The following is a 16,841-nucleotide window of genomic DNA, read 5'->3' on the forward strand; positions in this document are numbered from 1 at the left end:
AGGTATTAGATTAACGGTTTGTTGGCATTAATTCGATAACCGCTTTAGCTGCTTGCTTACTGGCATCACAGCGCAATTGTTTATGCATAGCGGTAAAGCTTTCATTGAGTGACTTTTGCTCATGTGCAATTCGCTCATTAATAAGCGGGACAATATTATCAACAGTGACTTCATCTTGAAGTAACTCTGGCACAAGGGCTTTATTTGCCAGCAAGTTAGGTAGTGAAAACCACTGAAGCTTAACTAGCCATTTTGCTAACAAGTGGGTAATAGAGCTAAATTTATAGCAAATTACCATAGGGCGCTTAATTAAAGCGGCTTCTAAAGTCACAGTACCTGAAGCCATTAAAAGACAATCACTAGCCGCCATAACCGTTTGCGTTTGTCCTATAACTAAATTTATCTTTAATTCCGGTGCTATTTCCTTTTGCAACTGTAAGAATTGCTCTGCACGTTTATCACTTATCATAGGGGCAATAAACTCAATATTACTGTCTTGTTTACTAAGCGCTTGCGCTGATTGTAAAAATGGCGCCATTAATCGGGATAACTCACCGCCACGGCTACCTGGCATAAGTGCAAGTATTTTTTTCTCATTAGATAAACCTAGCTCTGCCCTAGCGGCTTCTTTATCGCTATACATAGGAATATCATCAGCTAATGGATGACCAACAAAAGTACAAGGCACCTTGTGTTTATCATAAAATGCTTTTTCAAATGGTAACAAGGCTAATACCATATCCGTGGCTTTGGCAATTTTAAAAATGCGTTTTTCTCGCCAAGCCCAAACCGACGGACTAACATAATGTACTGTTTTTACCCCTTTTGCCTTTAACTTTGCTTCCAAACCTAAATTAAAATCAGGTGCATCAATACCAATAAAAACGCTTGGTGGATTATTCGTAAAATACTGAAAAAGCGACTTTCGAACGTGTAATAAGCGCCGAATACGACCTAACACCTCAACGATTCCCATAACCGCGAGCTCTTCCATAGCAAAGAGGCTTTCAAAGCCAAGTGCCAGCATTTTGGGGCCACCAATACCGATAAACTTAGCCTGCGGATAATGTACTTTTAACGCAGTCATTAAGCCTGCGCCTAGCGTATCGCCCGAATGTTCACCGACAACAATGGCAAAAGTAGGCGCTTGATAAGATGAAGATATTTGATTATTTAGAGGGGAATTGGTGTTAGTCACAATATTTTTATTTTATTTAAAATGCGTCACTCAATGTGACGCATTACATGCTAAAGACTCAAAAAAGACAATTAGCAACTAACGAATAATACCGCGCGTTGATTGCTTAATTGATTCACTAAACGCGCTCAGTTGTGGTGAGCTTTCTTGTGCGTCAATATTTTCTAGCGCTTGCTCTACAGAAAGCCCTTTACGGTACACTTCTTTATAAGCTCGCTTAATAGACATAATGGTGTCACGCTCAAAGCCACGACGTTTTAAGCCTTCACTATTTAAGCCAAACGGTTTAGCTGGTTGGCCTGAAGCCATAACATAGGCAGGTACATCTTTTAACACTAAGGCATTAGCAGCTACAAAGCTATGTTCGCCAATATGACAAAACTGATGAACACCTGCCATACCACCAATAATTACATGGTCGCCCACTTTTACGTGGCCAGCAATTGAAGCATTATTTGCCATAATACAGTGACTACCGACAATGCAGTCATGTGCCACATGGGTATAGGCCATAAATAAGTTATTGCTGCCAATTTGCGTTAAGCTATTATCTTGAACAGTACCACGATGGATAGTACAAGACTCACGAAAGAGATTATTATCGCCGATAATCAATTCTGTTTTTTCACCAGCGTACTTTAAATCTTGGCAATCTTCACCGATACTGGCGAACTGAAAAACACGGTTGCCCTTACCTAAACGTGTCGGTCCATTAATAACAACATGAGAACTGATCTGACAATCGTCACCAATAACAACGTCACTAGCAATGTATGTCCATGGCCCTATTGATACATTTTCACCAATAGTAGCACCAGGCTCAATAATAGCTTGGGGGTGGATCATATAATTTTCCTTACACTAAATAAGATTCAGATATGGGGTAACGAGTTTTTACAAGGCTTTGCGAGCACACATTAAGTCAGCGCTACAAACAACTTTACCATCAACTTTCGCTTCACCGTAAAACTTCCACATACCTCTGCGCTCTTTAATAAACTCAACATGCAAGTGCATAGTGTCACCAGGCAATACTGGCTTTTTAAACTTTGCGTTATCTATTGAAGCAAATAGGTACATCTCATTTTCATTACGCTCTTCTGAGCTCTTAAAACCTAATATCCCTGTTGCTTGCGCAAGTGCTTCTAAAATTAATACCCCAGGAAAAATTGCCGCATCAGGAAAGTGGCCAGTAAAAATAGGCTCATTAATAGTCACATTTTTAATGGCATGTAAGGTTTTTCCTGGCTCGTGATCAACAACTTTATCAACAAGCAGCATAGGATATCTATGTGGGATTAATGATTTGATTTCATTTAAATCGATTGGTTTTTTTACTGTTTCCAAGAGGTTATTCCTTTTAGACAAGTGCTCGATAATTACTTTAATTACGTCTAGGCACTAAGTTTTGCGTTAATGGGTCAGTTAGCTGTTATTATAGTTATTTATGCTAGCGCTTTGAAGCTTTACTAACTTGTTGTTCTAACTCTTTTACTCGTTTATTCAAGCTATCAAGTCGTTTAATTCTTGCATTCATTTTATTCCAATCTTTATTCGGAATAACGGGCATACCTGAAGAGTATACATTGGCTTGAGTAATATCTTTAGTGACCATAGACATACCAGTAAAAACGGTATTGTCAGCAATGCTTATATGACCATTAATACCTACTAAGCCGGCAATAGTGCAATTTTTACCTATAGTTGTGCTACCAGCAACGACAGTGCAACCAGCAATAGCGGTATTTTCACCGACAACGACATTATGGGCAATTTGAATTTGGTTATCTAAAATAACGCCATCACCTATAACAGTATCCTCTAGCGCGCCACGGTCAATGGTTGTGCTCGCGCCAATTTCCACTTTATTACCGATAACAACACTACCGAGCTGCGGTATTTTATGCCACTTATATTGACCACTTACTGGCGCATAGCCAAAACCATCCGAGCCAATAACGGTATTTGCTTGCACTAGACAATGTTCACCAATAACAACATCATGATAAATACTAACATTTGCCCAAAGCTTGGTTGCTTGACCAATAGTTACATTTTTACCAATAAAGCAGCCTGCGCCAATAACAACATCATCAGCCAAGTTAACACCTGACTCAATGACCGCATTAGCGCCAATAGCAACATTATTTCCTAAGGTGACATCATCAGCAATAACCGCTGAGGCATGCACACTTTCCGCTGGCATTGGTGTTGTATCAAGTAACTGCGCTAAAATAGCGTAGCCCATATAGGGATTATCCATAACTAGGGCATTTGTTTTACAATGGCTCAACATCTCAGGCGCTAAAATCACCGCGCTGGCTTGAGTTTTATCTAATTGCTGCTGATATTTACTGTTTGCTAGAAAAGCAATTTGGCCACACTTCGCATTTGCTAAGGTGGCCAAAGAGTTAATGCTTTCATCAGCAACCGAACTAGTTGAGTTACCGGAATAACTCACTAACTCGGCACCGATATGCTTGGCGATTTCCGCCAGAGAAAAACGTTTCAATGGAATATTTCTCTCAGATTATTTTAACTTGCTCACTTGCTCTACCACTTTATCAGTGATAACAACATCAGGCTTTGAAAAAACAACGGCTTGTTGAGACAGCACTAAGTCGTAATCTTCTTTTGCAGCAATATTATCTACCGCCTGACGAACAAGTGCTAAAATTTTGTTGGTTTCTTCATTTTGGCGCTGGTTAGCTTTTTGCTGTAAGGCCTTACCTTTTACTTGGTAGTCTTGAAATAAAGAAGCAATTTTTGTATCGAGTTCTTCTTTTTCTTTAGCGCTCATTAATGCACCATCGCGCTTTTTCTTTTCTTGAAAGTATTTAATATCTTTTTCAAGCTGAGTGACTACAGCTTTCTCATCTTTGAACTCGGCTTCAAGTGATTGCATAAGAGCAGCTGTTTGTGGAATTTTCCCCATTACTTCTTGAAAGTTTACCACCGCAATAGACTGATCTGCTGCCATAGCTGAGCTGGCTAATAACATACCTGATGCTGCTGTTGTCATTACCACAGACTTAATAAAATTTTTCAATGTTTCTTCCTCTTGTTATTCATTTCTTTTAACCTGATAACAGACTTAGTTCGCCAGTTTCAAGTTAGATATTAATCAAAACTTTTTTAGAATGTTTTACCAATATTAAAGCTAAAGAATGCTGTATCGTCGTCTTCTTCTTCCCTTAACGACTTGGCAAAACTAAAAATCATCGGTCCCATAGGTGAAAGCCATTGTATCGATAAACCAGCTGAGCTTCTATAGCGAGTTGGATCTGAGTAATCGACAATTTTTTCAAACTCTTTTGGATCAAGATCTCGATAGTCATCTGGATTAAACTCTGTATCCCACACGTTACCAATATCAACAAATAAACTGGTTCGTACACTATTAGAGTAACTTTCATCTAAAAATGGCGTCGGTACGATTAACTCAAGACCAGCCAAAGCAATAGCATTACCACCAACAGATCGTCTAGATGTTTCAATTGCATCATGATCAGAACCTAAACAGCAACCAGTACTGGTTCCAGTTGGGTCTGGCGTGCTAGGGATCTTGGTTGGGTAGCGGTATATTGCTCTTGGACCAACCGTATTATTTTCAAAACCACGTAGGGTATCGGCACCACCCGCTCTAAAGTTTTCCCAAAACGGTAACAACTGATCATGACCATTAACATCACCATAACCGTTAGCATAACCTAGTTGTAATCGGGTTAACACTGACCACTTTTGATTTCGTGTTAACGGGAAGTAATGCTTACTATCATAATTTAACTTAAAGTACTGTAAATCTGACTTAGGTGAAGTCATCTTATAAGATAACGTCTGTTGAGAACCCGCGGTTGGGAAAGTACCACGGTTCAAGGTTGAACGTGATAAACCGGCATTTAAGTCAAGCGTCTTAAATTCTAACTGGCCATCTGGATCATTTGGATCAGCATAAATATCATAAAACTGCTGAATTTGCTCATACGCTTCTAATTGTGAAATTTGGTTGTATTTCCAGCCTACACCAAAATTAACACGTAAATATTCATTTACTGGGAAGCCCCAGTTTAAACCTAAACCAAAGGTTTTATTGTTATATTCAACCATGTTAGCTTGGCCGGCATCATACTCGTTAAAGTATACCTGTCCACCAAGTGACACAGCATCAACAGTAAAATAAGGATCGGTATAAGAAACACTCACACTTTTCGAATAAGTATTGGTATTGATATTAAAGCCTAAGCGATTACCCGTACCCAAAAAGTTATTTTGCTGAATACCAGCATTCAAACTTAACTTCGTTTGTGAGCCATAGCCAATACCGGCAGTAAAGGAACCAGAAGGCTGCTCTTTTACGGTAAAATCAACATCCACTAAATCATCTTCATTTGGTAATTGCTTGGTTTCAAACTCTACGGTTTCTAAATAAGGCAAGCGCGATAAACGAGATTTTGAGTGCTCAACCATATTATTAGATAACCATGCACCTTCCATTTGCCTCATTTCACGGCGTAATACCGCATCTGAAGTAACATGGTTACCAGTAAAGTTGACTTTATTCACGTAAATACGTTTACCCGGATCAACGGATATAGATAACTTTACCGTATGATCTTCATCATTAATTTCTGGAATAGTGACCACTTTAGGATAAGCATAACCATAACGCCCTAAAAATTTACTTATCACTTCTTCGGTATAAGTAACTTCTGCACCGTTATAAAGTTCGTCAGCCTGTATTGGATTAATTGCGCGTATGGTCGACTCAAAACCCGCCATATCGCCAATAAAGTCTACTTCACTTACTTTATAAGTTTCACCTTCCGTAACGTTTAGTGCAATGTAGACACCTTGTTTATCTGGCGTCATAGATACTTGGGTAGAATCAACCTTAAAGCGTAAATAGCCTCGATCAAGATAATAACTATTGATGGTTTCCATATCCCCTTGCAGGGTTTGTTTTTGGTACCTATCTTGCGCCATGAAGTTCCACCATGGCGAATCAAAAGTTAGCTCAATTTTATCAAGTATTTCAGCATCACTAAAGACTTCATTACCAACAATATTGATTTGTTTAATTGCCGCAGCATCACCTTCAACAAAGTTAAACTCAAGGTTCACACGGTTACGCGGCAGGTGTGTTATCTTAGTTGTTACATTGGCACTATATTTACCAACGCTGTGATAAAAGTCTTCTAAGCCCATTTCGATACCAGAAATTACGGTACGATCTAGGGTTTCACCGACACGAATATTACTGCCATCTAAACTTTCAGTTAGCTGTTCATCTTTTAAATCACTATTACCTTCAAAAATAATATCGGCAATAGTTTCACGCTCTCTAACACGATAGACTAAGCGATTACCATCACGATAAACTCTAATATCATTAAAGTGTCCTGATTTATAAAGCGCCTTTATTGACTGAGAAATTCGAAATTCATTTAATGAATCGCCGACATTGAAAGGGATATGAGTAAGCGCAGCACCTAAAGCAACACGTTGTAAGCCTTTTACTTCAATATCTTCTACTTGAAATTCTTGTGCTGCTTGAACGTTTGCCCCTAATGTACCTAATAATACAGCTAAGGCTAATTTTTTAATTATCATATAATTTTAACTTAAAATACTTCTTATTCTAACAAGTGCTTAGCACTTATCCTGTTCATTTGCCAAACAAATCTATTATCTGGTTTTTTGCGCGACATAAATAACTATCTTTAGCTTTTCTAGCCCAAGACACGACTAAAGTCGTTAAACAAGCCAATGGCCATTAGCATCAATAAGGCAATAGCGCCAAACTTAAATCCAGCTTCTTGCACATTTTCTGGTACAGGCTTTCCAGTTAAAAGCTCTATAACATAATAAAGTAAGTGCCCGCCATCAAGTACTGGCAAAGGTAAAAGGTTAATTATGCCTAAATTAATACTAATTAGCGCCAAAAAGCCTAAAAAATAGACAAGACCATGGCCTGCACTACTACCTGCCCCTTGAGCAATGCCAATAGGCCCACTTAAGTTTTTAACCGAAACATCACCTGTGATCAGTTTGCCAATCATTGAAAATGTTAACTCGGTTAATTCCCAAGTACGTTTGATACTTTGCCAAATAGCGTCTATAACACCGTAAGCTAAATTAATTCGATACTCTTGTGGCCAAGAGTCAAACTTAGGAGCTACCCCCAAGTAGCCAACAGTTTCATTATTTCTTTGCACGGCTGTTGGAGTCACCATGATATCTTTAACAACACCTTGGCGTTCAACTGTAACTGAGACAGCTTGATTTGGATATTGTTTAATTTTTTTCGCAAAAATATGCCAATCAGCATTTATTGACTCACCAGATACCGCCAGTAACTTATCACCAACTTGTAAACCTGCCAACTCTGCTGGACTACCTTGACCAATATTTGCCAGTTCATTGTAAGCTTTTGGCGTAAATGGGCTAATACCTAAACTTGCTAAAGCACTGGTTTTATCTGGAGAGAACTGCCAGTCGCGAATATCTAGCTTTTGATGAGAAACATATTGGCTATCTTTGGACTTAGTACTAATTTCAATACTATCGCCACCTATTTTACTGATCAGTGCTAAATTAACCGCTTGCCAATCTAACGTCGTCTTTTTATCAATAGCAACAATTTCAGTATCTGCCATTAAGTTGGCCTTAGCAGCGATTGAATCTGGAGCAACATCACCAATAATGGGTTTGACACTGGGCACACCAATTAAAAACATCAAATAAAAAGCAAAAATAGCAAAAGCAAAGTTTGCCAAAGGTCCGGCGGCAATAATAGCAATACGTTGATAAACGCTTTTAGAGTTAAAGGTTTTATCTTTATCTTGCTCAGCTACATCGTCAACTCTTTCATCAAGCATCTTAACATAACCACCAAGCGGTATTAGCGCGATAACATACTCAGTGCCGTCTTGCCCAACCTTTCTCCATAAAGCCTTACCAAAACCAACAGAGAATCGCTCTACTTTAACGCCATTTTTTCTTGCTACCCAAAAATGACCGTACTCATGCACAGTAACCAGAATACCTAAAGCAATAACAAACGAGGCTAAATTCCAAATAAAATCAAACATAGAAAACTACTCACTGACCTCGGCATTATTTTTTTTCAAGCCATCAGCAGGTAAAAGCTCACGAGCAAATTGACGAGCTTTACCATCGATTGCTAAAACATCATCAATGCTTGCAATAATTAGTGATTCAAACTCCCGCACCGCAGCAGCATTTATTTTGTAAATATCAGTAAAAGCAATTTGCTCAGATAAAAAGGCCTCAACGGCAATTTCATTGGCCGCATTTAATGCTGTACAAGCGGCTTGGCCTTTTTTACACGCTGCAATTGCCAACTTCAAATTAGGATACTTGGCAAAATCAGGCGCTTGAAAATCAAATGATGCTGTTGTAAAGAAATCTAGTGGTGCTACACCAGAGTCAATACGCTCGGGAAATGATAAAGCATGAGCAATAGGCGTGCGCATATCAGGATTGCCCATTTGAGCAATAACCGAGCCATCAATATACTGAACCATAGAGTGAATAGTGCTTTGTGGATGCAACACAACCTGAATATCATCAGCTGTTAAATTGAATAACCACTTAGCTTCAATAAACTCTAGCCCTTTATTCATCATAGTTGCTGAGTCAACTGAAATTTTACGGCCCATATCCCAATTAGGGTGAGCGCATGCTTGCTCTGGCGTAACCGAAGCTAGTTTATCAATTGACCAAGTTCGAAATGGGCCACCTGAGCCAGTAAGCAAAATCTTACTTATGCCTTGTTCAGCGATATGACTGTCAGCCGCATTCGCTTGCATATGAGCAGGCAGGCATTGAAAAATCGCGTTATGTTCACTGTCAATCGGCAATAATATCGCACCAGACTCTTTAACCGCAGCCATAAAAATAGCGCCGGATGTAACTAAGGCTTCTTTATTAGCAAGTAAAACGCGTTTACCCGCTTTGGCGGCGGCAAGGGTTGGCATAAGACCTGATGCACCAACGATAGCAGCCATTACCGTATCGACATCTGGAGAGCTCGCCACATCAACTAATGCGTCTTTCCCCAATTTTACTTGAATATCATTGATGCCAGCGTGTTTAAGTTTATCTTGTAATTGCTTGCCATGCTCTATAGAAACCATAACAACAACGTTAGGACGAAATTCAAGGCACTGCTCAAATAAGGTATCAACACTGGCATTAGCAGCTAGGCTGATAACATCAAAGCGTTCTGGGTGTAAACGAACAACCTCTAGCGTGCTCTTACCGATAGAGCCCGTTGAACCTAAAATACAAAGCTGATGACGAGACACTTAACTTACCAACCTAATAATACGTAGCACAATGCAAATATAGGCGCAGTTGCAGTTAAACTATCGATGCGATCAAGAATACCGCCATGACCTGGTAAAATAGAGCCACTATCTTTTACGCCGGCTTGTCTTTTAAACATGCTCTCATTTAAATCACCCAGCACTGAAATTGTGGTAATCAATATAGTAACCGCTAAAGCAATGGTAAATTGTTCTCCGCTCCAACCTAAATTAAAACCGAGAGCCGCAGTTAAAATGCAGGCACAAACAACACCACCGACAAAACCTTCGATTGTTTTTCCTGGGCTGACATTCGGCATTAATTTATGTTTACCCATAGATTTACCGACAAAGTACGCGCCAATATCAGCACTCCATACCATTAAAAATAAAAACATCAGTAACTGCGCCCCGTGATATGGATCTAACGGATAGTCGTTACTGCGAATAACCACAAAGGCTAACCAGGTAGGAATGAGTGTTAACCAGCCAAAAATACCACGCACAGAGCGATGGCTTGACCAAAACGAACTAAACTTAGGGTATACAAACATTAGTACTGCTGACAATGCCCACCACAATACCGCAAGCCATAAAAGCATAACAGCTACTTGAGCCAGTTGTCTGTCATCACGCCATAAGTCTTGCGGAGGTAAGATATACCAAAGTAACGCAATAAGACCTGCCGTTGCGCCAACAAAAAATAGACGTTTAGCGTTGCTAACAAAGCCCATTAAAGGGCCCCACTCCCATGCACCTATTGCCAAAATAGCGAGCAACAAAGCTGAAAAATATGGCAAAGGTAAATAAAAAATAGCACTAATAGCTGCGGGAGCTAAAATGACTGCTGTGATGATGCGTTGTTTTAACAAGTGTTACCCTTCTATATTAAATACTTGAAATTATTATTTTTATTAAATTTATAAATCACTTTAATCGCGATATTACGCTTGTTCTTTTTTACCTGCTACTTGCTCGCCAGTTTTACCAAAACGTCTTTCTCTTTGTGTAAACGTGGTCATCGCTTGCTCAAAAGCTTGTTCATTAAAATCAGGCCACAGTGTTTCAGTAAAATACAATTCTGCATAGGCTGCTTGCCAAAGGAGAAAGTTACTAATTCTGTAGTCACCGCCTGTTCTAATCAATAAATCCAGCGGTGGTAAATTTGCTAAACAGGTATGCTGATGAAGTAACTCTTCTGAAATATCTTCTGGTGCGAGTTTACCTTGTTGTACTTTGTCTGCTAATTGCTTAGCCGCATGAGTAATATCCCATCGTCCGCCATAATTAGCGGCAATTGATAATACCATGCCAGTATTTTGTGCTGTTAACTCTTCTGATTTTTTTATATTTTTTTGTAGTTTCTCAGAAAAACGGCTAACGTCACCAATAATTTGAAAGCGAATATTGTGTTTATGAAGGCGCTTCACTTCTTTTGTCAGCACATACATAAACAAGTCCATTAACACACTAACCTCTTTTTCAGGTCGTTGCCAATTTTCACTACTAAAGGCAAACAAGGTTAACGCTTGCACGCCATTTTTTCTGGCACTGGTTACAACGGCCCGTACCGACTCGACACCGGCTTTATGGCCCGCAACACGACCTTTCCCTTGTAATTGCGCCCAACGACCATTACCGTCCATAATCACAGCGACATGCTGTAAAGATGATATGCTCGCTACTTCTGCTGTGCCTTTATTATCGTTATCCAATGATGCCTATTCCTATATGATAACTATCACAAAACTGTCGTACTTATTTCAGCAACTAAACTAGTGTTAGCCACATAAAATAAAACGCCAGTAAGCTCCGATATGGGCTAATCTGGCGTTGTTATACCGAGTTAAAGTGTTAGATTTCCATCAATTCTGCTTCTTTTTTAACAAGCAGCTCATCAACTTGTTTAACATACGTATCGGTAATTTTTTGGATTTCATCTTCTGCTTGGTGCATTTCATCATCACTGATTTCTTTTTCTTTATTCAGTGATTTGATATCAGAGTTAGCATCACGACGAATATTACGAATAGCAACCTTACCGCTTTCGGCTTCACCACGAACCACTTTAACTAAGTCTTTACGACGCTCTTCTGTTAATGGCGGTAATGGAATACGAATCAAAGTACCGTTTGATTGTGGGTTTAAGCCTAGGTCTGACTTCATGATAGCTTTCTCTACCGCAGCAATCATGGCTTTATCAAATACTGTTATTGATAGATTACGTGCGTCAGGTACTGAAATATTACCTACCTGATTTAGTGGCGTATCCATACCATAGTATTCAACTGAAATGTTGTCTAACAAAGAAGCGTGAGCACGGCCTGTTCTCACTTTATTTAAGTTGTTTTTAAGCGCTTCAATACTTTTGCTCATACGCTCTTGAGCATCTTGTTTTATTTCTTCAATCACGTTAAATTTCCTGAAAATTATTAGTGTCTATAACAGTTATCTTATCAAGTAATTACTTAGCTTGCATTGGTAATCGTGGTACCTTCTGTTTCACCCATAATTACTGACTTTAATGCCCCGGCTTTATTCATGTTAAACACACGAATAGGCATATTATGATCTCTTGCTAAAGTAAAGGCAGCTAAGTCCATTACTTTTAATTCTTTCTCTAGCACTTCGCTATAAGTTAATTCAGTATAAAGTTCAGCTTCTGGGTTTGTCACCGGATCTTCTGAGTAAATACCGTCCACTTTAGTGGCTTTTAAAACCGCATCGGCTTCAATTTCAATACCGCGTAAACAAGCCGCTGAATCAGTTGTAAAAAATGGATTACCCGTACCAGCAGAGAAAATTACCACACGACCTGACTTTAATAAGCTAATGGCATTTGCCCAGTTATAGCGCTCACAAACGCCGGCTAAATCAATGGCTGACATCAAACGAGTATTGACAAAAGCACGATGTAAAGCATCACGCATTGCTAGACCGTTCATCACAGTAGCTAGCATGCCCATTTGGTCACCAACAACGCGGTTCATACCAGCATCAGCAAGACCAGCACCTCTAAATAAGTTACCACCACCGATCACTAGACCGACTTGAATACCCATTTCAACGAGCTCTTTAATTTCTTGCGCCATACGGTCAAGAATTTTTGGATCAATACCAAAGCCCTCATCTCCCATGAGTGCTTCACCACTAAGTTTAAGAAGAATACGACGATAAGTTGGTTTAAGATTGGTGGTCATAGGGAAAACATTCCTTCATTGATGTTCAATATACGGTGTTTAACAAACATTGCTTGTTAAAAAGCCTATAAAAAAGCCACGGCCAAAATTGACCGCGGCTATTTTAATACGTTTAGCCTAGTATCGAAAGTCTTTACTGAAAAAACTCATCGTTATTAGGGACTATTGATCTTTAGAGATTGTTTTTGCAGCTATTTGTTAGGCTTTTATACAAGGCGGAGACTTTGCAACGTAGTTATTCTACTTAAAAAGTCGACAACGCTGTAAAAATGACCAACAAATGCTGTCCGAAGGATTCGGCTAAAAACGTTTTACTCTTTGTTGAACAGTATTTGCTTAGAATACTAGGCTACATACTATTCGCCTTGATTAAAACGTTTTTATCTCGAACAAAATTTAACCTCAAAAGAACAACAGCCCCTTACACAATAAATATTACAGGCATAAAAAAACGCCTCAAAGGAGACGTTTTTCATTAAAAAAGTTTAAAACTTACTCAGCTTTTGCAGCAGCAATTTGTGCTTCTACTTCAGCAGCAAAGTCTTCTTCTTTCTTCTCAATACCTTCACCAACTTCTAGGCGAGAGAAAGCAGTGATAGAAACACCTTTTTCTTTTAATACTTCGCCAACAGTACGCTTAGGTTCGATGATGAAAGCTTGACCAGTTAAAGAAATTTCACCAGTGAATTTCTTCATACGACCTGTAACCATCTTCTCAGCGATTTCAGCAGGCTTACCTTCGTTCACAGCCATTTCGATTTGGATGCGTTTTTCATTCGCAACAACATCAGCTGGAACATCATCAGGCGTTAAGAATTCAGGCTTAGAAGCAGCAACGTGCATAGCAACTTGCTTTAATACTTCAGCATCGCCAGAACCAGCAACAACAACACCAATTTTAGCACCGTGCTTGTATGAAGATAATTCAGCACCTTCAACGTACTCTACACGACGTACATTGATGTTTTCACCAATTTTAGCAACTAAAGTAACACGCTTTTCTTCAAATTGTGCTTGTAGCTCTTCAATTGAAGGCTTAGAAGCAGCAGCAGCCTCAGCAACTTCGTTAGCAAATGCTAAGAAGTTGTCATCTTTAGCTACGAAGTCAGTTTGACAGTTAACTTCAACTAAAGCGCCATCTTTAATGATGATTTGACCTTCAGCAGCAATGTTACCCGCTTTTTTAGCAGCTTTTGCTTGACCAGACTTACGCATGTTTTCAATTGCAAGTTCCATATCACCATCAGTTTCCTGAAGTGCTTTCTTACAATCCATCATGCCCGCGCCAGTGCGTTCACGTAATTCTTTAACTTGTGCAGCAGTAATTGCCATGAGTAATTTCCTCAATATCTATTCTATTATCCCCTACTACATTAACTTAGTAATAAGGCATAAATATTAATAAAGAGCCATAAAAGCACTATTTTTCAATGGAGCTTCTATGGCTGTTGCATAAAACAGTTTTTAAGCTGGTAATTACTCAGCTTCTACGAAACCGTCTTTTTCAGCTTGCACAACGATGTTTTGCTCACGACCTTCAATTACTGCATTCGCAGCTGCATCACAGTATAAAGTGATTGCACGGATCGCATCATCGTTACCAGGTACGATGTAATCAACACCGTCTGGGCTTGAGTTAGTATCAACAACAGAAATTACTGGGATACCTAAGTTGTTTGCTTCTTTAATAGCAATGTGCTCGTGATCAGCATCGATGATAAATAACGCATCAGGTAAGCCACCCATGTTCTTAATACCACCTAAGCTCTTGTCAAGCTTTTCCATTTCACGAGTACGCATTAATGCTTCTTTCTTAGTTAACGCTTCGAAAGTACCATCAGTGCTTTGTGCTTCTAAATCTTTTAAACGCTTGATAGATTGACGTACTGTTTTCCAGTTAGTCAACATACCACCTAACCAACGGTGGTTAACGAAGAACTGGTCACTTTTAACAGCAGCATCTTTGATTGCATCACTTGCAGCGCGCTTAGTACCAACAAATAAAACTTTACCTTTCTTCGAAGAAACATTGTTTAAGAAAGCTAATGCATCGTTGAACATAGGAACAGTTTGTTCTAAGTTGATGATATGAACTTTATCGCGAGCGCCAAAAATGTATGATTTCATTTTTGGATTCCAGTAACGAGTTTTGTGACCGAAGTGAACACCGGCTTTAAGCATATCGCGCATTGAAACGTTTGGCATGTTTTTTTCCTTTCTGGGGTTAAGCGTTCATACATCCAATATGCTCGACCTCTGTGCTGTAAGTAGTAGTACTTCAGCTAGGCACCCCGGCATATCTTATTCAGATGTATGTGAGTTTATAGTAATAATTACCCTGTTATTAGCACAAGATAATCGATTCAATTAAGACTAAAAATCATCGTTTAGTGAAGTAAATTCAGCTAAGCGAGTTTTTAGCGCGGCATTTTATACCACAAAAGCCATAATTTAGCTAGTAAAATAAATCGTTTTAATGGTGGGATATTTAGTTAAGGCGCGTTAAAATTAGCGTTTAATAGCAATTGAATTAACTATTTGCTCATTCAGCGAGAATTATTTCACTTGATATAATACATCTACATTACATAAAACGTTCATCTTAGGGTAAATAATGGCTACAGAATTATATTTCATTTATGACACGCATTGTCCATGGAGTTATGCAACAACACCACTTGTTAATGAAATTAGTAAAAAGCTAAATCACATTGAAATACACCTGTGGCACTGTGCTTATTATGAAGGTGACTCTGGCATTAAAGATGCGCAATTAAAAGAAATAGAACAGCTTTCAAATATTACTTTTAGCCAAGCGTATAAAAACACGATTGAACAAGCAAAAGACTCAACGCTTAGCGCCAACTTAATGGCTTGGGCACAAGCAAAAGCGCCAAAACAAGCCTTAGCGCTATTAAACGCCCTACAAGCGCAGCATTTTGTTCAGGGTAATCAGTTAATTGTAGAGGCGGATGTTGAGGAAATGATAAGCCAGTTAAAATTATCTCCGCCAGCAAAAGTATATAAAACAGATAAACTAAGCAAAGATGCTGAAGCAGTTGTTCACGATGTATTTTCATTACAAGACATCATTGCTACTCAAGCTATCCCAGCATTACTACTGGCAATTGATGATGAACTCATTCTATTAAACCATAACTTCTACTTACAACAACCTGAAGCAATTATTGAAGCAATAGAATTAGAGTTAGCAAAGCACAAATAAACCACAAATTAATCGTTTGTTGTAAAGCGTTAACACGTTATATTTAACCTTATTACTGTAATTAAAGTTACAAACCAGACAAAAGAGAAATAAAGCATGGCAATTACAATCAAAAGCCAAGATGAAATTGAAAAAATGCGCGTTGCTGGCCGCTTGGCTGCTGAAGTATTAGAAATGATCGCCCCACACGTAAAAGCGGGTATTACAACAGATGAACTCAATACCTTGTGTGCTGAATATACCGATAAAGTGCAAAATGCCATTTCTGCCCCGTTAAATTATCATGACTTTCCTAAGTCTATTTGTACTTCAGTTAACCATGTTGTTTGTCATGGCATCCCTGATGATACGCCATTAAAAGACGGTGACATTATCAATATCGACATCACAGTTATCAAAGATGGTTACCATGGCGACACCAGTAAGATGTTCCTTGTTGGTGAAACTAGCCCTGAAGATAAAAGACTCTGTCGTATTACTCAAGAAGCCCTGTATTTAGCACTGAAAAAAGTAAAGCCTGGGGTTGCCTTTGGTGAAATTGGCGCAACCATTCAAAAGTTTATTAAAAAGTCTGGCCGTTACTCTATCGTTAAAGAGTATTGTGGCCATGGCATAGGTAAAGAGTTTCATGAAGAGCCACAAATTGTTCATTACAAAAATAATGACAAAACTAAAATGAAAGAAGGCATGTGCTTTACCATAGAGCCAATGATTAATTTAGGTAGAGCGAACACGGTTTTAGATAAAGAAGATAACTGGACGGTATATACCATAGATGGCAAAAAGTCGGCACAATGGGAACATACCATAGTTGTTACTAAAACAGGTTGTGAGATTTTAACCTTACGAAAAGAAGAAACTATTGCTCGCATATTACACAACTAAGT

Annotated in this window: 16 protein-coding genes; 2 read left to right on the plus strand and 14 right to left on the minus strand. The window is 38.9% G+C overall.

Features of this window, described 5'->3' with window-relative positions; genetic code table 11:
- Positions 1-10 precede the first annotated feature (10 nt).
- From lpxB to rpsB, 14 genes are all read right to left on the minus strand, one after another.
- Positions 11-1,198: a lipid-A-disaccharide synthase gene (lpxB, locus tag EMK97_RS05055; protein ID WP_246028887.1), complete on the minus strand. Its 1,188-nt coding sequence runs from the start codon at positions 1,196-1,198 to the stop codon at positions 11-13.
- A 78-nt stretch (positions 1,199-1,276) separates the two neighbouring features.
- Positions 1,277-2,044: an acyl-ACP--UDP-N-acetylglucosamine O-acyltransferase gene (lpxA, locus tag EMK97_RS05060; protein WP_130600010.1), complete on the minus strand. Its 768-nt coding sequence runs from the start codon at positions 2,042-2,044 to the stop codon at positions 1,277-1,279.
- Between the two features lie 48 nt (positions 2,045-2,092).
- Positions 2,093-2,545 carry a 3-hydroxyacyl-ACP dehydratase FabZ gene (gene fabZ, locus EMK97_RS05065; protein WP_130600012.1) on the minus strand — a complete coding sequence of 151 codons (453 nt, stop codon included), beginning with the start codon at positions 2,543-2,545 and terminating at the stop codon, positions 2,093-2,095.
- A gap of 103 nt (positions 2,546-2,648) precedes the next feature.
- Positions 2,649-3,710 carry a UDP-3-O-(3-hydroxymyristoyl)glucosamine N-acyltransferase gene (lpxD, locus tag EMK97_RS05070; protein WP_130600014.1) on the minus strand — a complete coding sequence of 354 codons (1,062 nt, stop codon included), beginning with the start codon at positions 3,708-3,710 and terminating at the stop codon, positions 2,649-2,651.
- 18 nt (positions 3,711-3,728) lie between these two features.
- Positions 3,729-4,247 (minus strand): OmpH/Skp family outer membrane protein, encoded by a 519-nt coding sequence (locus tag EMK97_RS05075; protein ID WP_130600016.1) that lies wholly within the window; start codon positions 4,245-4,247, stop codon positions 3,729-3,731.
- 86 nt (positions 4,248-4,333) lie between these two features.
- Positions 4,334-6,808, minus strand: a complete 2,475-nt coding sequence (bamA, locus tag EMK97_RS05080; protein ID WP_130600018.1) for an outer membrane protein assembly factor BamA — start codon at positions 6,806-6,808, stop codon at positions 4,334-4,336.
- Between the two features lie 119 nt (positions 6,809-6,927).
- Positions 6,928-8,289: a sigma E protease regulator RseP gene (gene rseP / locus EMK97_RS05085; RefSeq protein ID WP_130600020.1), complete on the minus strand. Its 1,362-nt coding sequence runs from the start codon at positions 8,287-8,289 to the stop codon at positions 6,928-6,930.
- Between the two features lie 6 nt (positions 8,290-8,295).
- Entirely contained in the window at positions 8,296-9,528 is a 1,233-nt protein-coding gene (gene ispC, locus EMK97_RS05090; protein ID WP_130600022.1) for a 1-deoxy-D-xylulose-5-phosphate reductoisomerase, read from the minus strand.
- 5 nt (positions 9,529-9,533) lie between these two features.
- Entirely contained in the window at positions 9,534-10,400 is an 867-nt protein-coding gene (locus tag EMK97_RS05095) for a phosphatidate cytidylyltransferase (RefSeq protein WP_130600024.1), read from the minus strand.
- A 72-nt stretch (positions 10,401-10,472) separates the two neighbouring features.
- A complete protein-coding gene (gene uppS / locus EMK97_RS05100; protein ID WP_246028932.1) occupies positions 10,473-11,174 on the minus strand; it encodes a polyprenyl diphosphate synthase in 702 nt (233 codons plus the stop codon).
- Positions 11,175-11,382: 208 nt separating this feature from the next.
- Positions 11,383-11,940, minus strand: a complete 558-nt coding sequence (frr, locus tag EMK97_RS05105; RefSeq protein WP_130600028.1) for a ribosome recycling factor — start codon at positions 11,938-11,940, stop codon at positions 11,383-11,385.
- Positions 11,941-11,996: 56 nt separating this feature from the next.
- Complete coding sequence (pyrH, locus tag EMK97_RS05110; RefSeq protein ID WP_130600030.1) at positions 11,997-12,728, minus strand: UMP kinase; 732 nt, start codon at positions 12,726-12,728, stop codon at positions 11,997-11,999.
- A gap of 492 nt (positions 12,729-13,220) precedes the next feature.
- The gene (gene tsf / locus EMK97_RS05115; protein WP_130600032.1) at positions 13,221-14,060 is read right to left on the minus strand and encodes a translation elongation factor Ts; all 840 of its coding nucleotides are present in this window, start codon (positions 14,058-14,060) and stop codon (positions 13,221-13,223) included.
- A 144-nt stretch (positions 14,061-14,204) separates the two neighbouring features.
- Positions 14,205-14,933 carry a 30S ribosomal protein S2 gene (rpsB, locus tag EMK97_RS05120; protein WP_130600034.1) on the minus strand — a complete coding sequence of 243 codons (729 nt, stop codon included), beginning with the start codon at positions 14,931-14,933 and terminating at the stop codon, positions 14,205-14,207.
- Positions 14,934-15,342: 409 nt separating this feature from the next.
- Between rpsB and EMK97_RS05125 the strand changes: the two genes are divergently transcribed.
- Together EMK97_RS05125 and map are read left to right on the plus strand one after the other, a co-directional pair.
- On the plus strand, positions 15,343-15,954 hold the full coding sequence (locus EMK97_RS05125; protein ID WP_130600037.1) for a hypothetical protein: 612 nt from the start codon (positions 15,343-15,345) through the stop codon (positions 15,952-15,954).
- A 96-nt stretch (positions 15,955-16,050) separates the two neighbouring features.
- Positions 16,051-16,839, plus strand: a complete 789-nt coding sequence (map, locus tag EMK97_RS05130) for a type I methionyl aminopeptidase (protein ID WP_130600039.1) — start codon at positions 16,051-16,053, stop codon at positions 16,837-16,839.
- Positions 16,840-16,841: the final 2 nt, after the last annotated feature.

Source organism: Litorilituus sediminis, from assembly GCF_004295665.1.
GTDB classification, from domain to species: domain Bacteria; phylum Pseudomonadota; class Gammaproteobacteria; order Enterobacterales; family Alteromonadaceae; genus Colwellia; species Colwellia sediminis.

Excerpts from the sequence above, each read along its gene's own strand:
- lpxA (WP_130600010.1), bottom strand. The coding sequence starts at position 2,044 with ATGATCCACCCCCAAGCTATTATTGAGCCTGGTGCTACTATTGGTGAA.
- bamA (WP_130600018.1), bottom strand. The coding sequence starts at position 6,808 with ATGATAATTAAAAAATTAGCCTTAGCTGTATTATTAGGTACATTAGGG.
- rseP (WP_130600020.1), bottom strand. The coding sequence starts at position 8,289 with ATGTTTGATTTTATTTGGAATTTAGCCTCGTTTGTTATTGCTTTAGGT.
- uppS (WP_246028932.1), bottom strand. The coding sequence starts at position 11,174 with ATGGACGGTAATGGTCGTTGGGCGCAATTACAAGGGAAAGGTCGTGTT.
- pyrH (WP_130600030.1), bottom strand. The coding sequence starts at position 12,728 with ATGACCACCAATCTTAAACCAACTTATCGTCGTATTCTTCTTAAACTT.
- tsf (WP_130600032.1), bottom strand. The coding sequence starts at position 14,060 with ATGGCAATTACTGCTGCACAAGTTAAAGAATTACGTGAACGCACTGGC.
- rpsB (WP_130600034.1), bottom strand. The coding sequence starts at position 14,933 with ATGCCAAACGTTTCAATGCGCGATATGCTTAAAGCCGGTGTTCACTTC.
- EMK97_RS05125 (WP_130600037.1), top strand. The coding sequence starts at position 15,343 with ATGGCTACAGAATTATATTTCATTTATGACACGCATTGTCCATGGAGT.
- map (WP_130600039.1), top strand. The coding sequence starts at position 16,051 with ATGGCAATTACAATCAAAAGCCAAGATGAAATTGAAAAAATGCGCGTT.